The sequence below is a fragment of the uncultured Desulfosarcina sp. genome (assembly GCF_963664155.2).
Taxonomy (GTDB): Bacteria; Desulfobacterota; Desulfobacteria; order Desulfobacterales; family Desulfosarcinaceae; genus Desulfosarcina.
On sequence record NZ_CAXXXH010000001.1, the window covers coordinates 3066479 to 3090463 of the forward strand.

At 56.4% G+C, this 23985-nt stretch carries 23 protein-coding genes; 11 read left to right on the forward strand and 12 right to left on the reverse strand.

Features of this window, described 5'->3' with window-relative positions; all coding sequences use genetic code 11:
• Positions 1-33 precede the first annotated feature (33 nt).
• The 5 genes from ACHZBS_RS14010 to acd all read left to right on the forward strand — a co-directional run bounded on the left by ACHZBS_RS14010 (position 34) and on the right by acd (position 5562).
• Positions 34-168, forward strand: a complete 135-nt coding sequence (locus ACHZBS_RS14010; RefSeq protein WP_319407136.1) for a hypothetical protein — start codon at positions 34-36, stop codon at positions 166-168.
• 3 nt (positions 169-171) lie between these two features.
• A complete protein-coding gene (locus ACHZBS_RS14015) occupies positions 172-1395 on the forward strand; it encodes an NAD(P)/FAD-dependent oxidoreductase (RefSeq protein ID WP_394707990.1) in 1224 nt (407 codons plus the stop codon).
• A 415-nt stretch (positions 1396-1810) separates the two neighbouring features.
• Positions 1811-2923 carry a pyruvate flavodoxin/ferredoxin oxidoreductase gene (locus ACHZBS_RS14020; RefSeq protein WP_319407138.1) on the forward strand — a complete coding sequence of 371 codons (1113 nt, stop codon included), beginning with the start codon at positions 1811-1813 and terminating at the stop codon, positions 2921-2923.
• A complete protein-coding gene (locus tag ACHZBS_RS14025) occupies positions 2924-4216 on the forward strand; it encodes a thiamine pyrophosphate-dependent enzyme (protein ID WP_319407139.1) in 1293 nt (430 codons plus the stop codon).
• Between the two features lie 182 nt (positions 4217-4398).
• Entirely contained in the window at positions 4399-5562 is a 1164-nt protein-coding gene (gene acd / locus ACHZBS_RS14030; RefSeq protein ID WP_319407140.1) for a glutaryl-CoA dehydrogenase Acd, read from the forward strand.
• 126 nt (positions 5563-5688) lie between these two features.
• Here the strand turns inward: acd and ACHZBS_RS14035 are convergent, their stop codons facing one another.
• Both ACHZBS_RS14035 and ACHZBS_RS14040 read right to left on the reverse strand, forming a co-directional pair.
• A complete protein-coding gene (locus ACHZBS_RS14035) occupies positions 5689-5889 on the reverse strand; it encodes a cold shock domain-containing protein (RefSeq protein ID WP_319407141.1) in 201 nt (66 codons plus the stop codon).
• A 45-nt stretch (positions 5890-5934) separates the two neighbouring features.
• Positions 5935-6270, reverse strand: coding sequence for a hypothetical protein (locus ACHZBS_RS14040; RefSeq protein ID WP_319407142.1), 336 nt, complete (start codon positions 6268-6270; stop codon positions 5935-5937).
• A gap of 334 nt (positions 6271-6604) precedes the next feature.
• Here ACHZBS_RS14040 and ACHZBS_RS14045 point away from each other — a divergent pair, with 334 nt between their 5' ends.
• Both ACHZBS_RS14045 and ACHZBS_RS14050 read left to right on the forward strand, forming a co-directional pair.
• Complete coding sequence (locus ACHZBS_RS14045; protein WP_319407143.1) at positions 6605-8488, forward strand: GNAT family N-acetyltransferase; 1884 nt, start codon at positions 6605-6607, stop codon at positions 8486-8488.
• On the forward strand, positions 8467-9138 hold the full coding sequence (locus ACHZBS_RS14050; RefSeq protein WP_319407144.1) for a CBS domain-containing protein: 672 nt from the start codon (positions 8467-8469) through the stop codon (positions 9136-9138). Before ACHZBS_RS14045 ends, ACHZBS_RS14050 begins: the two co-directional genes overlap by 22 nt.
• A gap of 223 nt (positions 9139-9361) precedes the next feature.
• Here the strand turns inward: ACHZBS_RS14050 and ACHZBS_RS14055 are convergent, their stop codons facing one another.
• The 8 genes from ACHZBS_RS14055 to ACHZBS_RS14090 all read right to left on the reverse strand — a co-directional run bounded on the left by ACHZBS_RS14055 (position 9362) and on the right by ACHZBS_RS14090 (position 17457).
• Positions 9362-9562, reverse strand: coding sequence for a hypothetical protein (locus ACHZBS_RS14055; protein WP_319407145.1), 201 nt, complete (start codon positions 9560-9562; stop codon positions 9362-9364).
• Positions 9563-9639: 77 nt separating this feature from the next.
• Entirely contained in the window at positions 9640-11814 is a 2175-nt protein-coding gene (gene katG / locus ACHZBS_RS14060) for a catalase/peroxidase HPI (RefSeq protein ID WP_319407146.1), read from the reverse strand.
• An 846-nt stretch (positions 11815-12660) separates the two neighbouring features.
• On the reverse strand, positions 12661-13401 hold the full coding sequence (locus ACHZBS_RS14065) for an SDR family oxidoreductase (RefSeq protein ID WP_319407147.1): 741 nt from the start codon (positions 13399-13401) through the stop codon (positions 12661-12663).
• A gap of 82 nt (positions 13402-13483) precedes the next feature.
• Complete coding sequence (locus ACHZBS_RS14070; protein ID WP_319407148.1) at positions 13484-13636, reverse strand: hypothetical protein; 153 nt, start codon at positions 13634-13636, stop codon at positions 13484-13486.
• 176 nt (positions 13637-13812) lie between these two features.
• On the reverse strand, positions 13813-14763 hold the full coding sequence (locus ACHZBS_RS14075) for a DUF523 and DUF1722 domain-containing protein (protein ID WP_319407149.1): 951 nt from the start codon (positions 14761-14763) through the stop codon (positions 13813-13815).
• A gap of 82 nt (positions 14764-14845) precedes the next feature.
• Positions 14846-15232 (reverse strand): pyridoxamine 5'-phosphate oxidase family protein, encoded by a 387-nt coding sequence (locus ACHZBS_RS14080; RefSeq protein WP_319407150.1) that lies wholly within the window; start codon positions 15230-15232, stop codon positions 14846-14848.
• Positions 15229-16422 (reverse strand): methyltransferase domain-containing protein, encoded by a 1194-nt coding sequence (locus ACHZBS_RS14085; protein ID WP_319407151.1) that lies wholly within the window; start codon positions 16420-16422, stop codon positions 15229-15231. The genes ACHZBS_RS14080 and ACHZBS_RS14085 overlap by 4 nt, the downstream gene beginning before the upstream one ends.
• Before the next feature lie 129 nt (positions 16423-16551).
• Positions 16552-17457: a LuxR C-terminal-related transcriptional regulator gene (locus ACHZBS_RS14090; RefSeq protein ID WP_319407152.1), complete on the reverse strand. Its 906-nt coding sequence runs from the start codon at positions 17455-17457 to the stop codon at positions 16552-16554.
• 305 nt (positions 17458-17762) lie between these two features.
• Here ACHZBS_RS14090 and ACHZBS_RS14095 point away from each other — a divergent pair, with 305 nt between their 5' ends.
• On the forward strand, positions 17763-18638 hold the full coding sequence (locus ACHZBS_RS14095) for an FmdE family protein (protein WP_319407153.1): 876 nt from the start codon (positions 17763-17765) through the stop codon (positions 18636-18638).
• 5 nt (positions 18639-18643) lie between these two features.
• Here the strand turns inward: ACHZBS_RS14095 and ACHZBS_RS14100 are convergent, their stop codons facing one another.
• Together ACHZBS_RS14100 and ACHZBS_RS14105 are read right to left on the reverse strand one after the other, a co-directional pair.
• Positions 18644-19474, reverse strand: a complete 831-nt coding sequence (locus ACHZBS_RS14100; RefSeq protein WP_319407154.1) for a uridine kinase — start codon at positions 19472-19474, stop codon at positions 18644-18646.
• Between the two features lie 10 nt (positions 19475-19484).
• Positions 19485-19697, reverse strand: coding sequence for a hypothetical protein (locus tag ACHZBS_RS14105; protein ID WP_319407155.1), 213 nt, complete (start codon positions 19695-19697; stop codon positions 19485-19487).
• 481 nt (positions 19698-20178) lie between these two features.
• Here ACHZBS_RS14105 and ACHZBS_RS14110 point away from each other — a divergent pair, with 481 nt between their 5' ends.
• Genes ACHZBS_RS14110 through cooS form a run of 3 tightly spaced genes read left to right on the forward strand, consistent with a single transcriptional unit; the run spans position 20179 to position 23927 of the window.
• A complete protein-coding gene (locus ACHZBS_RS14110; protein WP_319407156.1) occupies positions 20179-21408 on the forward strand; it encodes an FAD-dependent oxidoreductase in 1230 nt (409 codons plus the stop codon).
• Between the two features lie 14 nt (positions 21409-21422).
• On the forward strand, positions 21423-22022 hold the full coding sequence (locus tag ACHZBS_RS14115; RefSeq protein ID WP_319407157.1) for a 4Fe-4S dicluster domain-containing protein: 600 nt from the start codon (positions 21423-21425) through the stop codon (positions 22020-22022).
• 21 nt (positions 22023-22043) lie between these two features.
• Positions 22044-23927 carry an anaerobic carbon-monoxide dehydrogenase catalytic subunit gene (cooS, locus tag ACHZBS_RS14120; RefSeq protein ID WP_319407158.1) on the forward strand — a complete coding sequence of 628 codons (1884 nt, stop codon included), beginning with the start codon at positions 22044-22046 and terminating at the stop codon, positions 23925-23927.
• The last annotated feature ends 58 nt before the right edge of the window (positions 23928-23985 follow it).

Below are 23985 nucleotides of genomic sequence, written 5' to 3' on the forward strand. Positions count from 1 at the left end.
TTTTAACCGATCCAGACAGTGAAGGGAGAAAACATGAAGAAAGGTGAACATCTGGTAATTGTCGGCTGCAGCGGTGCCGGCGGCCCGGCGGCCATGATGGCCAAGAAGCTGATGCCGGACGTGGATGTAACGATAATCCGAAAGGAGACCTGTTTTATTGTCCGATGAGCATTGCCTCATGTCGTGGCCGGTCTGGCCACCCCGGAGTCCATTGTGGTTCCTGACAAGATGCTCGAAGGCGCCGGTCTTCATGTGGTCGTTGACGAAGTCTCCCACGTGGATGCCGCCAAAAAACGGGTTCGCTTGTCGGATGGCCGCGAGCTGGGCTATGACAAACTTTTTCTCGCTATGGGCGCCAGCTCTTTCATTCCCCCCATCGAAGGCCGCGAACTCGATGGTGTCCTCTCCCTTCGTAGTGCTGCCGATGCCGAAAAAATAAGGGCATACATCGCTGAGAAAAACCCCAAACACCTGCTGTTTGTGGGAGCGGGATTCATCAGCCTTGAAATTGCGTCCCTGCTCGCAGCGGATCCCAACCATCCACGGGAAATCACCATCGTGGAATTGATGGACCGTCCGCTTCCCCTAATGCTGGACCCCGATATGGCCGTACCTGTGGCTGAATATCTGAGCCAAAAAGGCTTTACCATTTTGACCGGCGAGAAGGTCAGTAAAATCCTTGGCAGCGATGGCAAGGTCTCCGGGGTGGAACTCGATTCGGGAAAAACCCTTGATGCGGATATGGTGTTCATCAACGTGGGGGTCCGACCGAACACCCAACTGGCCGAGGCCGTCGGCCTGGAGATGGGCCAGTTTGGCATCAAGGTCAACTCCTATCAGGAAACCTCCGATCCGGATATTCTTGCCGGCGGGGACTGTGTCGAAAAAATCAATTTCATTACCGGTAAACCCGAAGGCGGACGGCTTAGGGGCCCGGCGGTGATGCAGGGCCGTCTGGCCGCCAAACGGCTGGCCGGTTACGATATCCAGTTCCCCGGCGTGCTCAATGCCGGCGGGTGCCAGATGTTCGACCTGGTCGTCACGGCCACCGGTCTCACCGAAACGGATGCCAAACGGCACGGGTTCGACACCGTCTGCGCCGTGGTCGATTCCCGCAGCAAGCACGCCATGATACCGGGTATGCTGCCCTGGAAGATCAAGCTGGTGTTTGAAAAAAAGAGCCAGCGACTGATCGGCGGCCAGATCGTCAGCCACACCATCGGACCATCCAGGGAGATCGATGCGATCAGCGCCTTCATCCTTGGCAGGCGGACTATCGGCGAACTGACCACCTTTACTTCCGCTTGCAACCCGGATATTTCATCAGAACCCAGTGCCGAGCCGATCACCATTGCGGCGGAACAGGCATTGCAAAAATTAAGGGTGGCCCAATAAACAACGGGGCAACTGGTGATCCAATCATGCAGGTGCCGTCTCGGACGGCGTACTCGGTTTTTCGGCAGATGAAGCCGCCGAAACGGCAAGGTTGGCGGATGTTGCCTTCAGCGGTCCGTTTCTAGAGGCGGGGTTCTCATTTTAGAGCATCCGCGTCGGTCGGAGAGGCCATTTTTAAAGAGCGACGTTTGCCACGATTCCCCTTTTTCCGGGCTGTTGCGTTTTTCGTTCGACACGTGAAGCTGCGACAGCCTTTTTTCTATTCTCATTTTGAGCGCATGCAAGTCCCTTCAGATTTTTGGCCCAACAATGATTCTAAAAATCGTTGACACCGCCCATGCGGGTTCGCTATGGGTGAATCTGTTTGATCCTATATTTGATCAGATTTGTGATTTTATATTTTCGGAGGATTGAAATGGCACTGAATTTCATCGAGGGCAACGAGGCGGTGGCGCTGGGCGCAATGGCTGCCGGTTGCCGGTTTTTTGCCGGTTATCCCATTACCCCGGCTACCACGGTCTATAACGCCATGCTCAAATACCTGCCCCCGGAAGGCGGCGTCTGCCTTCAGGGTGAGGATGAGATCGCCTCTATCGGTTACTGCCTGGGAGGGTCCATGGCGGGCCACAAGGTGCTCACCGCCACATCGGGACCGGGAATCAGCCTGTACAGCGAACAGATTTCCTTTGCCATCGGCAGCGAGATCCCCCTGGTCATCGTCAACGTCCAGCGGCTGGGGCCCTCAACCGGATCCGCCACCAAAGGGGCGGATGGGGATATCCAGTTCATGCGCTGGGGCTCCAGCTCCGGGCTGCCGGTGATCGTGCTGGTGCCGGTGGACGTGACCGACTGCTACCGGCTCACCGTTCACGCCTTCAACCTGGCCGAACAATTTCGCTGCCCGGTTTTTCTGGCTTCCAATAAAGAGATCGCCATGACCCGCGAGAGTGTCGATCTCGATGACGTCGAACTGCCGGTTACGGTCACCCGCAAACCGGCGGACCGGGATAAACCGTTTCTTCCCTTTGCCACCCCCCGCGACGACATCGCTCCCGATTTCTTGCCCATCGGCGATCAAACCCCGGTGCGCCAAACCTCTTCCACTCACGGTGTCAACGGTTACATTACCGTGGACCCTGAGGAGATCGATGCCTTTCAGCATCGGTTGGAGAAGAAGCTGACTGCCCATGTGGATGAGTTCACCTTTTTCGACCAGGATCTGGATCCGCAGGCCAGGACCCTGGTGGTGGCATACGGCGTCACCGCGCGTGCCGCCCGGGTGGCCGTAGCCGCGTCCAGGGCGGCCGGCAAACCGGTTTCCCTGTTGATCCCCAAGACCTTGTGGCCGGTGCCGGAGCGGTTGATTGTCGATACGGCCGCCCCCTATGACCGGGTCGTGGTGGTGGAGATGAACATGGGGCAGTACGTGCGGGAGGTTCAACGGCTGCTGCCGGGTAAAACGGTGGACTTTTTCGGTCAGATGAACGGCAATCTGATCAAGCCGGAACAGATCCGGGAGGTGATATAAATGAGCAGTCTGATCAATACCAGCCGCCCCCCGGTCTTCTGTCCGGGATGCAGTCATGAACGGATCGTCCACACCCTGGACAAGGCCTTTGAGCAGATGGGCCTGGACGGCAGCCAGGTGGTCATCGTCAGCGATATCGGGTGCTCGGGACTTTTCGATACCTTTTTCAATACCCATGCTTTCCACGGCCTGCACGGCCGTGCCCTGACCTATGCCACCGGCCTGAAAATGGCCCGTCCGGACCTGAAAGTGATCGTTACCATGGGCGACGGAGGATTGGGCATCGGCGGCGCTCACGTGCTTTCCACCTGCCGCCGCAACATCGACCTGACCCTGCTGATTCTCAACAACTTCAACTATGGCATGACCGGCGGGCAGTGCTCTTCCACGACCCCCCGGGAGGCCGTGGTGGGGTCCGGCTTTCTCAACCAGCTGGAAAAGCCTGTGGACATCTGCCAGGTCACCGCAGCGGCCGGTGCCGCATTTGTGACCCGAACCTCGTCCTATGCGCCGGACCTGGTGGACCAAATGGTCGCCGCCATCCGCTTTGATGGATTTTCCGTTATCGACATGTGGGGCATGTGCCCCGGTCGATACACCAAGCGCAATAAAATCACTCCCAAGAGTATTGAGGCTGACCTGGCCGGGCTTCCCCCTTTCCGGGGCCCGGTGATGGATAACCAGCGCAGGGAATACGGCAGCGCCTACCGGGAAGTGGCCGCCCAATTGCCCACACCGCCCAGGCCGGCCAACATTGAGGCGCAGTTCCAGCCGCCGGCCAGCGGCCGCCAGGAAGTCCTCATATTGGGCAGTGCCGGGCAGCGCATCGTCACCGCCGGAGAGATTTTCTGCCTGGCGGGCATGACCGGCGGCTGGTATGCCACCTTGAAAAATGATTACCCCATAACGGTCCTGCGCGGCCATTCCGTCAGCGAGATGGTGCTGTCCCCTCAGCCGGTGGACTATACCGGTATCGAGCGGCCCAAGGTCGTTGTAGCACTGGCCGACGAGGGGGTGGGGCGGCGGAAAAAAATGTTGGCCCGGCTGGACAGCGACACCCTGATCATCAAGGCTGCCGGGGTCACCCTACCGGAAAGCGCGGCCACGGTGCAGGAAGTGGATTTCAAGGCGCAGAAGATCAAATCACAGGACTGGGCGTTAGCCAGCCTGGCCCTGCTGGCCAAAAAAAACCGGGTAATCTCAATGGAGATGTTCAAGGCAGCGCTGGCCATACGGTTTAAAAAAGCCATTCTGGAGGCGGCCATGGTATTGGTCGACCATGTCAGCGAATAAATAGTGTCTATCCAGAAACGGTCTTTTTACTCGATATCTGCGTTATGCTCAAAATTTTATCCTCGGAATATCAGCTATATGCCTGCGGTAAAATTTTTCGCATGCCTTGATCTCGACCAAAAATCCTCGTTTCTGGATGGACACTAAATAAAATCAACAAGCGAAATAGAAAAGGAGCCCCCATGGATTTTCAGTTGACCAAGGAACTGGAGATGCTGCGCAAAGCGGTGCGTGAGTTTGCCGGCAAGCGGATTGCCCCCAACGCGGATCAGTGGGACAAGGATCACTACTTTCCCTACGAGGAGGCCATCAAGCCCATGGGTCAGCTGGGATTTTTCGGCACGGTGATACCCGAGGAGTACGAGGGGGAGGACATGGGCTGGCTGGCGGCGATGATTGTGACCGAGGAGATCGCGCGGGCGGCCAGTTCGTTGCGGGTGCAGGTGAACATGCAGGTGCTGGGCTGCGCCTTCACCATTTTCACTTACGGCACGGAAGCGCTGAAGAAAAAGTACATTCCGGGGTTGTGCACGGCCGACTTGATCGGGGGGTTTGGCATCACCGAGCCGGACGCGGGTTCGGACGTCATGGCCATGACCTCCACGGCGGTGGACAAGGGGGATCACTGGCTGATCAACGGTTCCAAGACCTGGATTTCCAACGCGGACGTGGCCGACGTGCTGATCTACTATGCCTACACCGATCCGGAAGCCGGATCCCGTGGGCTGTCGGCCTTTGTGATCGAGCCGAAGCATTACAACGGCATCAAGACCACGCGTCTGGACAAGATGGGGTCGTTTTCGTCGCCCACCGGGGAAGTGTTTCTGGACAACACGAAGGTCCCCAAGGAAAACATTCTGGGCAAGCCGGGCGACGGGGCGAAGATCGTTTTCGGGTCGTTGAACCAGACGCGGCTGAGTGCGGCAGCCGGCGCCGTGGGGGTGGCCCAGGCGTGCCTGGACGTGGTCGTCAAGTACTGCAACGATCGCAAGCAGTTCGGCAAGCCGATCGGGCAGTACCAGATGAACCAGGACATGATCGCCCAGATGGCCACGGAGATCGAGGCGTCGCGGCTGTTGGTATACAAGGCGGCCTGGGCCAAGGACCAGGGTCGGTTGAACAACGGCCTGGACGTGGCCATGGCCAAGTACTTTGCCGGGGAGACGGTGAACAAGGCCTCCAACTATGCCATGCGCATCCTGGGGGCGTACGGCTACTCGACCGAGTACCCGGTGGCGCGGTTTTACCGGGACACGCCGACGTATTACATGGTGGAGGGATCGGCCAACATCTGCAAGTGGATCATCGCCCTGGACCAGCTGGGGTATCGCAAGGCCAACCGATAGCATCATCTGGCAAGCCAGCCTTTATGAAATTTTGTGAGGGATCGGGAAACAGCCGGCATCGGTTGCGGTGAGAAAAAAAAGAGGGCACCCCGGAGAATGGGGTGCCCTTTCAATCTGGAGCAAACCCTATTTGGCGGGTCTTAGATTGACAGCCTGTTTCCCTTTGGCCGTTTCCCTGATTTCGAATTCCACCCGGTCATCGCGCTGCAGGCCGAAATGGCCGAACTCTTTGATGCCTGACACATGCAGGAAAATATCTTCGTTTTCCTGGGTAGTGACAAATCCGAAACGTTTTTTTTCATCGTACCATTTAATGTGACCTTCCATCAGAAGCCTCTCTTTGGTTTGTGTCCTTGTGCAGTGACTTTGCGCTTATACCGGGGAGTTCACAAATCCGAGGATTAACGCTTTTGGGGCGTTCACCGGTCCTTCGGCGGCAAACCCACCGTTTTTTTCTCCGCCATGCCCGGCTGCCGGCCGATGCACTGTTTCACGCCGCCGCGCATAATTTAAGTTAAGCCCATCATAGGGCATTTTCCAGTGGATTGCACGCGGTTTTCCTGACAGACTCCCCGTGGTGGTGCCATTTCGTTCAAAAGAAGGTAGGGCTTCCATTAACCTGCCAAAAAGTATACCGCATTCAATGAAACTCAACAATATCCGGAAAGCCGCCTTGGTTGATTCGTTAAATCGTTTAACCCTATCCATACAATCTCCTTGACGTAACAACGGCCTGTGCTATTCTTTTCACAAGCATCTGACACGTTGATGGCTCCCCGATTTTTATTTCTGCCGCGTGAGACGTAAGGCGATTCCCGTCCATTTTTTGAACCGCGACAGCGAGTGTATTTCCCGCCGCTGGCGGCGGGGTTAGTGAGCGAGCTGAATTTCGGTTTTTTATCCATACGGTCCACTGTTTGCCAGTCGCCTGAATGACCTGCTTCCTCTATTTTCGAGCGCAGGGTTCCCGCATACGAACGAAAAAGGTGATTCACGTGAACATGAGGCTTTCATTATTTCGATGACGCAATGGGGGTGACCCATGGGATGGAGAGAAATGCTGGTCCCCGCGGACGCCGTTTTCGAATGGATACGCCCCGGCATGAGCGTCTTTCTTTCCACCGGGGCGGCGGAACCCCGCACGCTGGTGAAGCACCTGATGAAGGCCCACAGCGCCAAGCTCCAGGATCTCGAATTGATCCAGATTGTCAGCTTTGCCGATGCCATATCGCTGAAAAACCTCCAGAGTCAGAAATTCCGATTGAAGACCTTTTTCTCCGGTTGGGTGGCCGACGAATCGATCACCGCCGGACATGTGGACCTGATCCCCTGCTACCTGTCACGGATCTCCGAACTCCTGGAAAAGCGCAAGGTCCGGGTGGACATTGTTTTTGTGCAGATCACGCCGCCGGACAAGGATGGTTACTGCAGCCTGGGTGTCTCCGTGGACGTCGCCCGGCTGGCCATGGAACAGGCCAACCTCGTGGTGGGAGAGATAAACACCCGGGTGCCGCGAACATTGGGTGACACCTTTGTTCAGATTTCCGCTTTCGACATGCTGGTGCAATCGGACGAGCCGCCGGTGTATTTTGAAAGGTGGCCTGACGAGCCGGTTTACGATCTGATCGCCGCCAACATCGAACCGCTGATCGAAGATCAAAGCTGCATTGCTTTCTCCATGGGGCCGTTGTTTGAATCTCTCGGTCGCGCACTGACCGGCAAACGGCATCTGGGCGTCCACTCCCCGTTTTTTAGTGACGCATTGATGGATCTAGTGAAAAGCGGTGCGGTCACCAACCGCTACAAAGAGCTGTTCAGAAGAAAATCGATCACTTCCTATGCCTGCGGTACAGCGGAACTGTTTCAATGGCTGGACCAGAACCCGGCGGTTGAATTTCAGCCGGTGGACAAGGTTTTCGACCCGCTGAGCATCGGCCGGAATCCTCGTTTTGTGGCCATCATTTCCGCCAGGAGTGCGGACATCACCGGAAGAATCGCCCTGCATACGGGCCTTGGCAATGTGGCCTCCGGACCGGCCGAGGTGCTCGCCTTTCTGAACGGCGCCCAGATTTCGGAAGGGGGGTACACAGTATTCGGGCTGCCCAGCCGCAGCCGTCAGGGTATGGCCAACATCACCACATCCATCGAGGGGTTGAAAAACCGGGTCGATTTCAGAGAGGCCGTGGATTATGTGGTGACTGAATTCGGCGTGGCCAGCCTCAAGGGACTCACGCTCCGGGAACGGGCACAGGCCTTGATTGAAATCGCCCATCCCGATGACCGCGTCGGCTTGATCGCCGCCGCCAAGAGAGAAGCCATCCTCTATCGGGATCAGATCTACCTGGCGGAAAGCATTCGTTATTTTCCATCACAGATCAATGAATGCCACCAGTTCAAGGGTGGTGTGGAGATCCGGTTCCGTCCCATCAGGCCTTCGGACGAAGAAGAGATGCGGCGGCTTTTTTACCGGTTTTCCGACGAATCGGTCTACTATCGCTATTTTTCGTCTCTCAAGGCCATGCCGCATACCCGGATGCAGACCTACGTCAACGTGGACTGGAGCGATGTGATGTCCATTGTCGGTGTCGCCGGCAAACCCGGGCTGGGGATTATCGTCGCCGAAGCCCGATACCTCGTGAATCCGGACGGTCGGCAGGCCGAAATTGCCTTTGTCGTGGACGAGGCCTATCAGAGCCTGGGCATTTCCACCTATCTTTTCAAACTTCTCGTCAGGCTGGCCAGGGAGAGGGGCATCAAGGGCTTCTGGGCTGACGTCCTTGCTTCTAATGCCGCCATGATGAAGGTTTTTCATAAGGGCGGCCTGCCGGTTTTAACGGACATGGAAGACGGTGTCTACCATGTCACCATTCCGTTTGATCCAGTTAACGATAAGGGAGGTGCCCCATGTTTATCAGTAAATTCATGACGAAAGATGTAATCACCCTGGGCAGTGACTCGGACATCGCCGAGGCGAAACAACTGATGATCCGCTATCGGATCCGCCACCTTCCGGTGACGCGACCGGACCGCACCCTCATCGGCATCGTCAGCGACCGTGATGTCCGCAGCGCCATGCCGTCGAAGTTCTTTAACGACCACGGGATCGAGGAGACGGAAACCGACAGGCTCACCGGTGTCCTGGTTCAGGAAATCATGACCAAGGATCCCGTTTCCGTCTCTTTGTCCTCAACCATTCAGGATGCGCTTCTGCTGATCGAAAAAACGAGGGTGGGCGCCTTCCCGGTGGTGGATGAGAATCTCAAGGTGGTGGGCATCGTTTCAGACCGGGATCTGTTGAATGCGTTTATCCATGTGATGGGCATCAAAAAGCCGGGCGCCCTGCTGGGCATCGTGGTCGATGAGAAAAACGAAGAGATAGAGCATATCATCCACGCCCTGGTTTCAGAGAACATCTCCTTCGGCTCCATCCTCGTCTACAGAAACTGGAGCCCCGGCAAGCGAGCCGTTTTCCCTTATCTGTTGGCCAAGAACGTGGTCAACCTGAAGCAGAAACTGCGCAATATGGGCTACGACATTCTGGATCCCATCGAATGGTACATCCATCAGCGGCGTTGAGTGCCATGATTGCAGATGCCGTGCGGCAAACCAGAGGGCCCTTCAGCGCTAGGCGATGGATTGAATGGCGGTCGGATGGTCCACATGGTAAAGGCGGGACGGACTATGGATCGGGGATTCAAGTAAGTGAAAGGGCTGCCCGTTTTGGCAGGCAGCCCTTTCTAAAAAAAACCGATTGGAATGGTTCGATAACCTGAAACGTTTTGTTGCGGTCGCGCCGCCGTCAAACATCCAGCCAGATATCCGCCTCGCCGCCGCAATGGCTGCAGACGGCATGCCCTTCGGTTTTGCCTTCACTTTTGGCCACGACGCGAGGCGTCGCTTTGGCTGTTTTCTCTTCCTCCAGGGAACAGGTAATGACCATTTCGGCCTCGTTCCCGCAGTTTTTACATTTACACACCTGCTTGAATTTTTTTTCTGGCATTGATGATCCTCCTTAAAGTCAGGGAAAAGGGGCCTTTCGACCTGATGCTTGTTTATCCTCAGCCCCTTCTGCTGCGATCAGGCGAGGTCGAAGCGGTCAAGGTTCATTACCTTGTTCCACGCCGCCACGAAGTCATGGACAAACTTCTCCTGTGCGTCTGCACTTCCGTAGACTTCGGCCAGGGCGCGAAGTTCGGAGTTTGAGCCGAAGATGAGGTCGACACGGGTGCCGGTCCACTTGGGTTCACCCGTTACGCGATCGCTGCCTTCAAACAGGTCTTTGTCTTCAGAACTCGGCTTCCACTTTGTGCGCATGTCGAGCAGGTTCACAAAAAAATCATTGGTGAGCGTTTCGGGCCGCTTGGTGAAGATACCGTGATGAGACTGCCCGAAATTGGCATTCAAGACACGCATACCGCCAACGAGAACCGTCATTTCAGGCGGGGTCAGCGTCAGCAATTGTGCCTTGTCGACCAGCATTTCCTCAGCCGATACGGTGTATTTGGTCTTAAGGTAGTTGCGGAAACCATCTGCTTCCGGCTCCAGGGCGGAAAAGGACATAACATCGGTTTGCTCCTGCGAGGCGTCCATTCGTCCCGGCGTGAAGGGAACCGTCACCTCATGACCGGCATTCTTCGCCGCTTGCTCAACACCCGCACATCCTGCCAACACGATCAGGTCAGCCATGGAAACCGTCTTGCCGAACCCGCTTTGGATGCTCTCCAGTGTTTTTAACACTTTCGCCAATTGATCCGGCTGGTTGACTTCCCAATCCTTCTGGGGCGCCAGACGAATGCGGGCACCGTTCGCGCCGCCGCGCATGTCGGAACCGCGGAAGGTCGAAGCCGAGGCCCAGGCGGTTGAAACCAGCTCGGAGATAGACAGACCGGAAGCAAGGATTTTGCCCTTCAGTGCCTTGATATCACTCTCATTGATCAGTTCATGATCGACTGCAGGGATCGGATCCTGCCAAATCAGTTCTTCATCAGGTACTTCCGGGCCGAGATAGCGTGAGCGGGGACCCATGTCGCGATGGGTCAGTTTGAACCACGCGCGGGCGAACGCGTCTGCCAACTCTTCCGGGTGTTTATGAAAGTGCCGCGCAATCGGTTCGTAGATCGGGTCCATCCGCATCGCCATGTCGGCGGTGGTCATCATGATCGGAACCCGCTTCGATGAATCGTGAGCGGCTGGAGCAAGATTTTTCTTAGTCGCCTCCTTCGGCGTCCATTGCTTTGCGCCCGCCGGGCTTTTTGTCAGTACCCACTCGTTGCCGAACAGCATGTTCAGATAGTTGTTGTCCCACCTCGTCGGGGTCGGGTTCCATGCGCCTTCCAAACCGCTGCCGATCTGATCGCCGCCTTTGCCGCTGCCATAACTGCTCTTCCAGCCGAGGCCCTGCTCTTCGATGCCGGCAGCCTCGGGCTCGGGTCCCACATGGGACGCGGGGCCGGCGCCGTGGCATTTGCCAAAGGTGTGTCCGCCAACGGTGAGCGCGACTGTCTCGTAGTCGTTCATTGCCATCCGTGCAAACGTCTCTCGAACATCCTTGCCGGAGGCAATCGGATCCGGGTTGCCGTTCGGCCCTTCCGGGTTTACGTAAATCAGACCCATCTGAACGGCGGCCAGTGGATCTTCCAACTCCCGCTCCCCGGAATACCGCTTGTCGCCAAGCCAGGTATCCTCCGCTCCCCAATAGATGTCTTTCTCCGGCTCCCAAATATCCTCACGTCCGCCGGCGAAACCGAAGGTCTTGAATCCCATCGATTCCAGGGCGACATTGCCTGTGAGAATCATCAGGTCGGCCCAGGAGATTTTCCGGCCATACTTCTGCTTGATCGGCCATAGCAGACGGCGCGCCTTATCGAGGTTTACGTTGTCAGGCCAACTGTTGACGGGCGCAAAGCGTTGGTTGCCGGTCCCTGCACCGCCGCGACCGTCGCCGGTGCGGTAGGTGCCGGCACTGTGCCATGCCATCCGAATGAAAAAAGGACCGTAGTGACCGTAATCCGCCGGCCACCAGTCCTGCGAATCGGTCATCAGATCGTGTAAATCCTTTTTCACGGCGTTAAGGTCCAGGCTCTTGAATTCTTCAGCATAGTTAAACCCCTCGCCCATCGGATTGGACTTGGAGGAATGCTGGCGCAGAATATCCAGACTCAACTGGTTCGGCCACCATTCGCGATTCGCCCTGCCGCCCACAACGTGTCTGTCAGTTTTTCCCGTTACCGGGCATTTCTTTTCATCACTCATAAATTCCTCCTTTATAGCGTGTTTCTTGAGATAAGGTCCGGGTCAGATAACCCATGTTGATTATGTCCGGCAGACATGATGGGGCCCGGTAGCGGCAAAACCGGATAAATTACCGTCACAGGGTTCTCTGCCATTGCGGAGGCGCTTCAGCAGGATTGGAAAGAAGGATTCAATGTTGATGCGGCAGCTTCAGCCAATTGACGGGCTTCCCATCGATCAGCATGCAGGTTCCTTCTACCAGATCCGCATTGCATCCTCAAGGCATATCTGTCGGCTTAACTAATCGGTTTGGATGTCTAAAGAAATTTGTTATCGTTTAAATAAAGAGAATCCATATATCCGCCTCTCTGTGGTCGATCTGAAAAGTTAAAGATTGATGGATTCGTAAAAAGTCGAAATACCCTCTTTATTGTCATCCCCGCGTAGGCGGGGGTCCAGTGTTATCAAATACTTATAGATTCCCGCCTGCGCGGTAAGGACACATCTTGATACTTTTTACGAATCCATCAAGATTGATAATGCCCCAAAACACGATTGACCTTGATTCAAACAGCTGGATCCATAACTGCCGGCCATGTAAAGGGATCGTGGACGACCTGCAGATCCCTTTCGGGTGTGGCTGACCGGCAAAAGGCCGTCCCCAGGGCCAACCGAAGGCTTGGCGACGATTACAGGAATAAGACCTAAAGGATAATAATTATCAAATAGAATATTTTCAATATAAGGTCAACTGCAAATTTTCAAGGGAGGAAAACCGATTGGCGTCTTTGAGGATAACGGTTGCATGCCCGATAAGCCGATCGACAACTGGAGTTGATTCAATCGTCCTGCAGTCAGGTACCGCCCTTACCAGGGTATCTCTTCATCGAGGTGAAAAAATTTGCCTGTGGGGCCATCCGGGCCGATGATCGCCAGGCGAACGGCGGTTTTTGCGCCGTCCTCCACTTCCATGGGTGCCCGCTGGGAGCCCAGATCCGTTTTCACCCAGCCGGGATGTGCGGCGTTGACCTTGATGGGCGTCTGTTTCAGCGATGCGGCCAGATGCACCGTAAATTGGTTCAGCGCCGTCTTGGAGGCATCATAGGCCAGGGGTTTTACCTGGGTTGCCGCGGAAGATTCGTCGCTGTGGAGGGTCAGCGACCCCAGGATGCTGGAGACGTTGACGATGCGGCCGGCCGGACTTTTTCGGATCAGCGGTAAAAGCGCCTGGGTCAGCGCCACCTGGCCGAAAAAATTGACCTCGAAAGTTTCCCTCAGGGCTTGAAGGGAGACATGCTCCGCGCTGTTGGCAAACATCGGTTCATCCGGATGAATTATGCCCGCATTGTTCACCAGGATGTCCAATCGGCCGAAGCGATTTTCGATGAGGGCCTTCACCTGGGCGATATGGTCAGCCCGGGTTACGTCCAGTTGAACCGGCTCGACCGCCAGGTCTTCGGACTTCAGGCCGTCGGCGGCCTGCCCCCCCTTTTTCATGTCCCTTGCCCCCATCAGCACGGTTATCCCCCAACGGGCCAACTGCCGGCAGGTTTCCCGTCCAAGACCTTTGTTGCCGCCGGTCACCAAGGCAATTTTCTGTTTGGTCATCCTGTGCCTCCCTCTTCCAATCGAGAAAAAAGGCAGAGCCTCGCTGAGGCTCTGCCTGATTCAACTTCAACATAGGATAAATCTACCCGGCGACATCGATTCCCGGATCACAACCCAGATTTTTATCAGGTTTTGCACACTCGAAGTTCTGCTTGCGGGTATCTACGTGCCCCCGCTCTCTCTCTTTTTCACTTTCAATATAGCTCTGTTCTTGCTGTTTATTTTTATTATCCATGATACACCTCGAATGACGGTTAAATGACTGATTCGCTTACCACGCTCAAAAAATAAGACCGGTTGTCAATAGAACAATGTGAAAGGAGTCAGGGTATAGTAGCAGGAAAACACTACCACCACGCCAGCGGCCGGAAACCTTTTTTTGGGGCCCACCGGGTGCTTTTCGACACTCGCTCAAACATGATTACGCAGCTGAAGATCCAGCGGGTGGGGATTCAGGTAGGTCTGATCAGACAGGTAGGGTTGGCGGTATTTGCGCACGAAATGGTTCAGCAGGGTGACGGGAACGATCAGGGGCAGGTATCCGCTTCGGTAATTTCCGATCAATTCTAATAGCTCCTGTTTTTCATCGCCGGAAAGCTGCTTTTTAAAGTACCCCATGACGTGCGTAAGAACGTTGGTGTGTTTGGCTGCCGTTGCCCGAAGAGCCAGCGCTTCAATCAGCAGGCCTTCATACTGGTCGTAAAGGTCTGACGGCTTAATTTTCTTTCCTTCGGCCACCAGCCGCCCCATCTCGCGGTAATGCTTAGGACTGTGGGCCATGAACAGCAGTTTCTCGCGGGTGTGAAAAGCTACCAGATTTCCCACGGACTTTTTCTTCTCCAAAGCCTCCCGCCAGCGCTTTAAGGCGAACACCTGCTCGATGAAATTTTCTCTTAACACCGGATCCTGGAGACGGCCCTCCTCCTCAACCGGAATGCGCGGAAACCGTGCGGTGAAAGCGGCGGCAAACAAGCCCCTGCCACTTTTCACGGCCTGTCCATTGTCATTGTAGACCTTGACGCGGTGAAGGCCGCTGCTGGGCGAATCCTTTTTGAAAATGAAACCGCACAGGTTATCCTTCTCCAGGGCATCCAGCCGGCCGGCGGCCCAGGATAGCATTCGATCGGTGTGATCGGTGCGGGTCTTATGGGTCACCAGCCGCGGATGATCGACATCACCCTCCAGGCGCATGGCTTCTCGGGGGATTCCCAGACCGCACTCAGTCTCCGGGCAGACGGGAACAAACTCGAAAAACAACCCCAGCGTCTGGGTAATGTAGCGGCTGTGTTTGTGACCGCCGTCATAACGAACCTTTTCTCCCAGCAGGCAGGTACTGACTCCGATCTTTATTGCAGATGTCATTGCAAAACCTTGGGTTATGGGTGTTCCGTCTCATCCGATCGAACTTCACCCGGGGCGACGGAACGTAAAAAAGAACATCACCTTATTCGGGCGACTCACCGGCACCGATCAGCGGGAGTTCCTTGACCGTTTTAAAAACCACCAGATAACGAACCGCATCCGGCTTGTCGTTTATCCGGCATCGGCGGCAGAGCTCTTTGACCAGCGGCGTGCCGCTCTCTTCGTGGGTTTTGGTTAGGTGCAGGCGAACACCTTTAAACCCGGGACCGTCTTCTCTGAACAGGTAGGCCGCGTGGGGATTGGACTGAAGATTGCTGTGGGAAAGGCGGTCGCGCATGATAAACGCCATCGATCCGTCCTCCATCACATGGGGGCGTGCATACACGGCAGCATTGACCCGGCCTTCGCCATCTGCAGTCGACAGCACTCCCATACCCCTGGTCTCTTCAAAATAGGTTTTCAGGTTCATTGATATCTCCTTGCTGTTTTTGTTCCCCATACCGCATAGACCGGGTCCGACAGGGCCAGATCTCCGGCGTATTTATCTTTCCGCGGACGGGGCAGTCCGCGCATGGAATAGGTGCCCAGATTGTCGAAGGAACCACTTTTCAGAAAATACTCCATGACCAGGCCCACCCGTTCGAATTCGTGAATCTGCTCCCAGATGCGAACGACCTTGGGGGGAAACCAGCGGTTGGTAAAAGTGACCACAAAGGTTCCGCCGGGTTTGAGTACACGACCCACATCGGCGAATACCTCGAAAGGCCGGGTCAAGTATTCCACAGAAACACTGCAGATGGCAATATCGAATGATTCGTTATCGTAGGGCAGCACCGGGGAAACATTCAGGTCGTGGACATGAACATCGGTCAATCTTGGATTCTGTTCCAGTTCGGTACGGTTCATGCCCAGGCCGCTGACTCCCGCCGGCTCGACCCCCTCGGGAAGGTGAGAAACCCAGCTGCTCATGAGGTCCAGCACCTTCATACCGTCCTTGACGAAGCGCTTGTACAGGTCGGCCACCATGTACCGGGCAGTTTCATCGAGGTGATGTACCAGACGGGGGTTGCCGTAGAAGCGGTTGTCGGGCTGTTCGTCTCGCCGGGCAAAGGGCATGTCACTGAAAAAATCAGTAGGTTTTCCCTGCCAACGGGCCTGCATGCCGGGACCTTCAGTGAGCAGGCCCACCCAGTCCACGCTGCTGCCGCCACGCTCGCTCTCTTTGGCGGAGACCTGTCCCACCGTCATCGAAAGAGAAAGGGGATGATCTGATAAGGGGTGGGCGATATTTACCACCATGTGGCCGTTGTTAACTCCCACACAGCGAAATGGCTGCATGTTCTGGGGAAACACGCCGGGAAGGTCGCTCAGGCAGCCCTTGGGATAAAACCGGCCCGCCTTTGGATCTCTGGAAAATTGCCTGCGGTCGATGGTAAGCTGACCGCCATCGTTTCCGAAAAGCTCCCCTGGAGAAAAGCCCACAGCCGCCTGCTCAAAGGGCCGCTTGCCGATCAGCGACTGTCGAACAGTGTCCGGAAGCCAGTCCCGCCACAAATTTACCCCCCGTGCCGCATAGCACTCATTGTGAGCGGCGTGTTTGCTGTCCCACTTAAGCTGAAAAACGATATCGGCCACACTGTTTAAATCGATGACGTCCATGTCTCCCTCCACGACGGTTAATGTCCGAGCCGGTGCTCATAGAGAGGATTATAACCACCAGTCCGGCCGGGAGCCATGTGAATCGGTTAGCAGGTGAGTGGGAGGCAATACCTGCCAGTGGTGTTTTTTTCAAGAGATGGAAATCAGGTAACTTCTCAGATTGGTCTGACTGTTGCTCAAACCAAATTTCCTGCGCAGGTTTTTGCGGTGAAAATGGACCGTGGTTTCCGAAACGTTCAAAATGTCGGCAATCTCCTTGCTGGCCTTGCCGTCCTTGACCAGGGACGCCACCTGGATCTCCTGGGGGGTGAGGATGATGCTGGCATTGGCCAGCTTCTGCATCATCGGCGAGATGATGTCGCGCAGGTGGGAATCGATGATGTCGACCACGGTCTTGTCTTTGGGTTTCAGGTTGACCCGTTTGAGCTTTTCCAGGTAGGGAAGCACCATCTCTTTGACGTTGGTGATGACTTTCTGTTCCAGTTCGGATTTGTCTCCCTCGCGCTGCTTCAGCAGCACTTTCAGAGCGATGTTCGATTCTTCCAGCTCGATCTTCTGCTGCGTCAGCTGTGCCTCGCTTTTGCGCAGGGCCTCCTCGGAGAGTTTCAGGGCCGTGATCTCTTCATGGCTGACCACCACCCGCAGCGGCCCTTCCCCGGACATTCTTATGGCGCGCATGTAGTACCAGTGGGGGCCGTCGGCGCTGTGGCAGGGATAATCGTAGATAAACTCGTCCACCCGGCCAGCGATTACCTCGCGGATACCGTCGGCCACCGTCCGGGCATCGGCGCCATTTTCTCCATCGGCTGCATCGCAGATGGCGAGATAGTTGTCTCCGATGGAGTCGTAGTCTTCAGGCATGCCGCTTTTCACCGCAAAGTCTCGCCAGGCATGGTTGGTGTCCAGGATCACGCCATGATTATCCATGATGGCAATATGTGCGGAAAGCGAGTCCAGCACCGTACGGGCCTCCTCGCTGGAATAACACAAGGGCATAGGGGTGTGGTTCGGTTGAACCTCTGAATTTTCGTGCATGGGTTACCTCTTAATGGATAGAAAGAGGGAGGAGACACCTGCATTCGATTGAAATGTAGCATATGAAAACGATTATCACAACAAGCCGCGACCGTCGTGCGCAACGGGTGAAAAAAGGGTCTCCCGGTGTCAGAATTGAACAGCCTTATGACAACAGATGGTAATTTTTGGTCACTAATGGTCGGCTTTGGCAATTTTGCATGAATCTAATTGATTTAGCAGAATATTGTAACTTATGCTGTCATTCATCGGCTGTTATCGTCCCATATCACTATTTTTTCTTTTCATGTAACCGGAGGAACCCCATGAAGTGTACGGCATCAGTTTTATTGCTGCTCATGGTCTGCTTGACCACTATCGCTTTTGCCGGAGAGCCGACCTACCACCAGGGACAGGATATTTTCATCGAGACGGGTGTCACCCCACCCGATCAAGTCCCAACTTGGTTTGCTCCCATGGTTGCACAACCCTATGCGCCGGTGTTTGAGATTCTGGCCACTCGGGGTACCCAGGGGCGCTACTATCCCTATACCTACGCGGTTACCCTCAAAGACATGGTCAAGTTCCACGGGCATGACTGCGAGGGGTTGAGCCATGTGGCCTGCTGCTGCAAGGTGGCCTTCGCTGTGCTCTTTCCCGACGGCATTATCGATCGCAGTGTTTTATGGGGCATCACCGGAAATTCCCCCTGCTGGTCCGATGGTGTGGCCTTTCTCACGGGGGCAAGGATCCAATATGGCAATCTGGCATACTTCAAAGAGAAGAAATACGGCCACGCCATAATTCTCTATCGGGAGGACACGGACATGGCGGTCATGGCAACCTGGAAACACGGCATCGACAACATTCCCGGTGAACCGGTGGTGCTTCCGGAGAAAATTGCCTGGAAACCGGTGGTGGATATGCAGGAGGTTCTGGAGTTGAAAAAAGTGGTCAAAAAGGCCGGTGAACATCCGGATCCGTATCAGGTGGACCTTATGCGCTACTTTCAGTACCGGCACATTAACGATATTCTTTCTCGCCCGCTGGAGGAGAGCTATCAGGTCCAGAAGATGGAAAACTTCGCTTGGGCGGAGTGGGTCGACAGCGAAAAAATCATGCCAAAACCCCATAAACGAGGCGATATCCGTCTGAAGAACTATCCTTTTCGGGAAAGGCCGATAGCCGGCCCACGTAAATAAATACGCTACTGCCGGTAAATGACCGTGCCCACATGTTCGCCGTTCATGGCCCGGGTGATGTTGCCGGGAACCATGCCGTTGACGATTTGAACCCGATCGATCACCTCGCTGTTCTGGATAATTTCCAGGCATGGCCGCTCGATCACCAGGTCATCCATATCCCGTTCCATTAAATCCCGGGCGCCGATTTCGGGTATAAACTCCGCATCGGGATGTTTTTTGGGATCAGCCGTGAAAAGCCCGTCTTCATCCTTGATGAAAATAATGGTTCTGGAGCCGATGAGGTCGGCCAGAATGATCAGGCCCACATCGGTGCGATGGATGGGAATGCGGCCGGTTTTGGGTTTGATGGCAAAATAGTCGTACGGCGGCATGCCGTGCATTACCGGGATGATGCCTTCGGCAAAATAAGTCGGGAGCTTGACGATGTCCGAGTGGGCCATCTTGATGCCGCCCCAGGGGGAGAGCAGGGTGGCCACCATGAGGGCATTCTGCTCGGAAATCATGCTGCCGAATTTGGCGATGATGCCCGTGGGCATGCCCATCTCCAGGCCAATGGTGTAGATATGACGGCTGCGGGTGCCGCCGCCGGTGGTGAGCACCATCTTGTACTGCCTGCGGATGGCGACGATCTCCTTCAAGATGGCGGGCAGCGCCTTGACTCCCCGGTCGCAGATGGACTGGCCGCCTATTTTCAACACCGCCACATCCGGATAAAGCCGTTCCTGGGGAGCGATGTCCAGGTTGTCGATAAATTCCCTGCTCACCAGGCTCTCGCCCATGAGTCGGCTTTTTACATGCAGGCGTTTGCCGTCCTTATCCCTGACCAGTGACATGGTTTCTCCTTTATGCCTTGTCCGGTTTGTTCTTGCCGCCACCGCCCTTCAGTTCCACCAAGTCCGCACCGGTGGCGTCGGCAAGCTGTTTAAGCTCACCCAAGCGAAAATGGTCCGCATAGACCTTAAGATCCACGCCGGCCACCGCCGCAATCCTAAATCGCGGTGTTTTGGAACCGTCTTTGACCTTTTGCCGTTCCCGATAGAAAATTTGTCCGCTCATGATCGTCTCCTGTAACAATGGGATGGATGATAACAGATGAGGTATGTGGCAATGGTAAGACAACAAACAGGCTGTGTAAAGAATCGGATAAAAACGATATTTTGGCTTTATAGGGAGAATTTCCAGGCATCGGGAAGCACTGGTCGTTATCGGTTATCCCCCGTCATCACGATTCGTGGACGTCGTTCAACCCAAAAAAAACCGGGCAATCATGACACCGCAGAACGTCATTATATCAACTCGATTTATTTCTTGACGATGGTGCCTTCTACCCGATAAAGTTTTTAACAGCTGTTCCTTTCATATCATTCTTCCATCTTTTTTTCTTCAATGGTTACCCCTGGGAACTGAATAGGGGGCAATTTTATGGCGTTTTGCATGCGTTTTCCCGTTGTCATTCGCAGGTACCCATAATGGGAAATAGCAACCCGTCAACCTTTCCGGCCCCATCGATCCGGGGGCGTCAACCGGGAGGCGTTATATGAAACACGTGATCATCGGAAACGGTATTGCCGGCGTATGTGCGGCCGAGGCCATTCGCCTGCTGGATGCGACGGCCGACATTACCATCATCGGCGACGAAACCTTCCCACCTTACAGCCGCCCCATGATCAGCTATGTGTTGGCCGGCTCCCAGCCCCATGGCAAGCTTCCCATCCGCTCCGCGCATTTCTACGAGGAGCAGAAGATTACCCCGCTGCTCGGCCGACGGGCCGGCAGCATCGATGTGGACAGCCGGCAGGTCCTGCTGGCCGACGACACCCGCATCGATTTCGACCGCCTGCTGATCGCCGCCGGTGCCGACCCACGGCCGCTGAAGGCCGAGGGGCTGGAGCTTAAAAACATCTTTTACATGCGCACCCAGGAGCATGCGAAACAACAGGTGGCCGCGCTGGACGGCGCCCGCCGGGCGGTCGTCCTCGGCGGCGGCCTGGTGGGGTTCAAAGCCGCTTACGGCCTGCTCAAGCGGGGCCTTGCGGTCACCATGCTGATCACCTCGGGGTATCCCCTGTCCATGCAGGTGGACGAGACCGCCGGGCGCATGATTCTGGACGAACTGATCCGCCACGGCCTGACGGTCCAGGTCGGCGTCACTGTCCGTGGCTTCGAGGGCAGCGGGTCGATTCAGGCGGCCGTCACCGATGCCGGTACCCGTTTGCCCTGCGACATGGTGATCATCGGCAAAGGGGTGCTTCCGTGCCGGACGTTTATCCCCAAAGGGCAAATCGAGGTGGATCTGGGCGTGGTGGTAGACGAACACCTGCAGACCCGTGTGCCGGGCATATATGCCGCCGGTGACGTGGCAGAAATGGTGGACATCGCCAGGGGCTGCCGATGGGTCAATGCCCTGTGGCCGGAAGCGGCCGGTCAGGGGCGCGTGGCCGGCCTGAACATGGCCGGTCGGCCGGTGGCCTATCCCGGCAGCCTGAGTCGCAATGTCATGCGCGTCTTCGATCTGGATGTGTTCACCGTGGGCATCGCCGACCCGCGGGAAGATGCGGGATACCGGGTTGTGCAGACCGGCGGTGCCGCCCGGAAATACTACCGGCGCCTGGTGCTCAAGGATGACCTGCTGGTGGGGGCGGTGATGATCAACCGCATCGAACAGGGGGGTGTGCTGCGGTCGTTGATCGAGAACCGAATCCCCATCCGCCTGCCGCCCGAGGCATTGATTGCTCCCGGTTTCAATTTCGGGAGGCTGCTTTTCTAAAAAAAGGAGGAACCATGAAACAAGTCGTTGTTCACCCTGAACGATGCGTGGGCTGCATGCAGTGCATGCTGGCATGCGCGACGGCCCACTCGCGCAGCCTGACGCTCTTTGCCGCGGTGCAGGAGACCCCGCAGCCCAAATCGAGGATCCACGTGGGGGCCGGCCGCTTCAACGAAGGCTTTCCCAACCGCTGCCGCCACTGCGACCCGGCTCCCTGCCAGATGGCCTGCCTGGCCGGCGCTATTTATCGACGTGACAGCGCGGGCACCGTGATGATCAACCCGGACCGCTGTATCAACTGCGCCTCCTGTGCCATGGCATGCCCCTACGGGGTCATTCGCTTCCATGAAGACCCGCTGGGTCCGGCCGGGCACGCCATCGCCGTGAAGTGCGACAACTGCAGCGCCCGGGTGGCCAAGGGCCAGATCCCCGCCTGTGTGGAGGTTTGCAAGGCCGGTGCGCTGACCTACGAGGAGATGGATGCCGCCATGCGGCGAAAAACCAGGGATGTGGCCCGCAGCATGTCTACGGACGTCGACCGGCCGGCCATTCCTGCCGGTCTGACCCTGCTCAAGTCCATCAAACAATCTGAGCTGCAGCTCGGCGGCAGCTGAAGCCACCGCAAGGAGGAAAACATGTTTGATTCCAAACCCAGTTTATCAGTCACCCAGGATGGAGACCTGCTTTATGCCAAGGCCCGGTTGGACAATATCGAAACGGTGTGGGAGCGGCACGATGCCCAGCAGCCACAGTGCGGTTTCTGCGATATGGGGCTTTCCTGTCGGATCTGCATCATGGGGCCGTGTCGGGTAGATCCGTTCGGCGAAGGGCCGCAGACCGGAGTCTGCGGGGCCGATGCCGACATCATCGTGGCCCGCAACCTGTGCCGCATGGTTGCTGCCGGCGCATCCGCCCATTCCGATCACGGGCGGGATCTGGTGGAGGTGCTGGCCGGTGTGGCCGACGGTTCTGCCATCGGCTACAAGATCCGCGACGAAGCCAAGCTTAATCGTCTGGCAAAAGAGTATGGTGTAGCTATTGAAGATAAAGCGTCGTTGACCATCGCCGGAGAATTGGCCCAGGCTATGATGGAAGACTACGGCATGCGCCAAAAGGCGGTGAAAATGGTGGGCCGTGCACCCAAAAAGCGGCGGGAGATATGGGAGAAGTTCGGCCTGACCCCCCGGGGGATTGACCGCGAAACCTCGGAAATGATGCATCGCACCCACATGGGGGTGGACAATAACTGGCAGAGCTTGTTGCTTCAGGCCCTGCGCAATGCGCTGTCCGACGGCTGGGGCGGTTCCATGATCGCCACCGAAGTGTCCGATATCCTTTTCGGTGTGCCGACCCCACGACCCACCACGGTTAATTCCGGCGTATTGATGGAGGACCAGGTCAACGTCGTGGTTCACGGGCACAACCCGGTGGTATCGGAAATGGTTTCAAAGGCATGCCAGTCTAAGGAATTATTGGATCTGGCCAAAGCCAGGGGCGCCTCCGGCATCAACCTGGTGGGGGTCTGCTGCACGGGCAACGAATTGCTCATGCGCCGGGGCATCGCCATGGCGGGAAACCACCTGATGAGCGAATTGATACTTTCCACCGGCGCCGTGGAAATGATGATCGTGGACTACCAGTGCATCATGCCCTCGTTGGGCAAGGTGGCCGGCAGTTACCACACCCGCATGATCAGCACCAGCGACAAGGCCAAATTCCCCCACATGGAGCACCACGAATTTCACCCGCACAATGCCGAGAAAAAGGCCGTGGAATTGGTTCGTTCGGCGGTTGAGAACTTTGTCAACCGGGGCAAGGTATATCTTCCGGTGGCGCCCCAGGCAGCTGTGGGCGGTTTCTCCGTGGAGACCATCCTGGGCGCTCTGGGCGGTACGCCGGAGCCGCTCATCGATGCCATCAAGGCGGGTAAGATTCGCGGGGCCGTGGGCATCGTGGGATGCAACAACCCCAAGATCAAACACGACTACGGCCATGTAACCCTGACCCGGCGGCTCATCGAAAACGACATCCTGGTGGTGGATACCGGTTGTGTGGCCGTGGCCACCGCCAAGGCCGGCTTCAAGGTGCCGGCGGCAGCCGATATGGCCGGCCCGGGACTCAAAGAGATTTGCACTGCGCTGGGCATCCCGCCGGTACTGCATATGGGAAGCTGCGTGGACAACGTGCGCATCCTGGTGCTGGTGTCGGCCCTGGCCGATGCCTTGGGTGTGGACATCGCCGACCTGCCCGTGGCCGGTTCGGCACCGGAGTGGTATTCGGAAAAAGCGGTAACCATCGGCACCTACTTCGTCGCTTCGGGCGTCACCACCCATCTGGGCCCCATGCCGCCCATTACCGGCAGCATGAACGTGGTCAGCCTGCTTACCTCCGGTCTCAAGGACGTGGTTGGCGCCACCTTTGCCGTGGAGCCCGATCCGGAGAAAGCGGCCGTCTTCCTACGCCGGACCATCGAAGGCAAGCGCAAGGCATTGGGTCTGGATGCGCGCAGCGTGGAATAAACAAATTCAGTTAACCTTCTGGCCGCGGATGCCTTGCGGTATTCGCGGCCGCATATGT

Bases quoted from the DNA above. Each gene is read 5' to 3' on its own strand.
- ACHZBS_RS14010 (WP_319407136.1), top strand. From the start codon at position 34: ATGAAGAAAGGTGAACATCTGGTAATTGTCGGCTGCAGCGGTGCCGGC.
- ACHZBS_RS14020 (WP_319407138.1), top strand. From the start codon at position 1,811: ATGGCACTGAATTTCATCGAGGGCAACGAGGCGGTGGCGCTGGGCGCA.
- ACHZBS_RS14025 (WP_319407139.1), top strand. From the start codon at position 2,924: ATGAGCAGTCTGATCAATACCAGCCGCCCCCCGGTCTTCTGTCCGGGA.
- acd (WP_319407140.1), top strand. From the start codon at position 4,399: ATGGATTTTCAGTTGACCAAGGAACTGGAGATGCTGCGCAAAGCGGTG.
- ACHZBS_RS14035 (WP_319407141.1), bottom strand. From the start codon at position 5,889: ATGGAAGGTCACATTAAATGGTACGATGAAAAAAAACGTTTCGGATTT.
- ACHZBS_RS14040 (WP_319407142.1), bottom strand. From the start codon at position 6,270: ATGGATAGGGTTAAACGATTTAACGAATCAACCAAGGCGGCTTTCCGG.
- ACHZBS_RS14045 (WP_319407143.1), top strand. From the start codon at position 6,605: ATGGGATGGAGAGAAATGCTGGTCCCCGCGGACGCCGTTTTCGAATGG.
- ACHZBS_RS14050 (WP_319407144.1), top strand. From the start codon at position 8,467: ATGTTTATCAGTAAATTCATGACGAAAGATGTAATCACCCTGGGCAGT.
- ACHZBS_RS14055 (WP_319407145.1), bottom strand. From the start codon at position 9,562: ATGCCAGAAAAAAAATTCAAGCAGGTGTGTAAATGTAAAAACTGCGGG.
- katG (WP_319407146.1), bottom strand. From the start codon at position 11,814: ATGAGTGATGAAAAGAAATGCCCGGTAACGGGAAAAACTGACAGACAC.
- ACHZBS_RS14065 (WP_319407147.1), bottom strand. From the start codon at position 13,401: ATGACCAAACAGAAAATTGCCTTGGTGACCGGCGGCAACAAAGGTCTT.
- ACHZBS_RS14070 (WP_319407148.1), bottom strand. From the start codon at position 13,636: ATGGATAATAAAAATAAACAGCAAGAACAGAGCTATATTGAAAGTGAA.
- ACHZBS_RS14075 (WP_319407149.1), bottom strand. From the start codon at position 14,763: ATGACATCTGCAATAAAGATCGGAGTCAGTACCTGCCTGCTGGGAGAA.
- ACHZBS_RS14080 (WP_319407150.1), bottom strand. From the start codon at position 15,232: ATGAACCTGAAAACCTATTTTGAAGAGACCAGGGGTATGGGAGTGCTG.
- ACHZBS_RS14085 (WP_319407151.1), bottom strand. From the start codon at position 16,422: ATGGACGTCATCGATTTAAACAGTGTGGCCGATATCGTTTTTCAGCTT.
- ACHZBS_RS14090 (WP_319407152.1), bottom strand. From the start codon at position 17,457: ATGCACGAAAATTCAGAGGTTCAACCGAACCACACCCCTATGCCCTTG.
- ACHZBS_RS14095 (WP_319407153.1), top strand. From the start codon at position 17,763: ATGAAGTGTACGGCATCAGTTTTATTGCTGCTCATGGTCTGCTTGACC.
- ACHZBS_RS14100 (WP_319407154.1), bottom strand. From the start codon at position 19,474: ATGTCACTGGTCAGGGATAAGGACGGCAAACGCCTGCATGTAAAAAGC.
- ACHZBS_RS14105 (WP_319407155.1), bottom strand. From the start codon at position 19,697: ATGAGCGGACAAATTTTCTATCGGGAACGGCAAAAGGTCAAAGACGGT.
- ACHZBS_RS14110 (WP_319407156.1), top strand. From the start codon at position 20,179: ATGAAACACGTGATCATCGGAAACGGTATTGCCGGCGTATGTGCGGCC.
- ACHZBS_RS14115 (WP_319407157.1), top strand. From the start codon at position 21,423: ATGAAACAAGTCGTTGTTCACCCTGAACGATGCGTGGGCTGCATGCAG.
- cooS (WP_319407158.1), top strand. From the start codon at position 22,044: ATGTTTGATTCCAAACCCAGTTTATCAGTCACCCAGGATGGAGACCTG.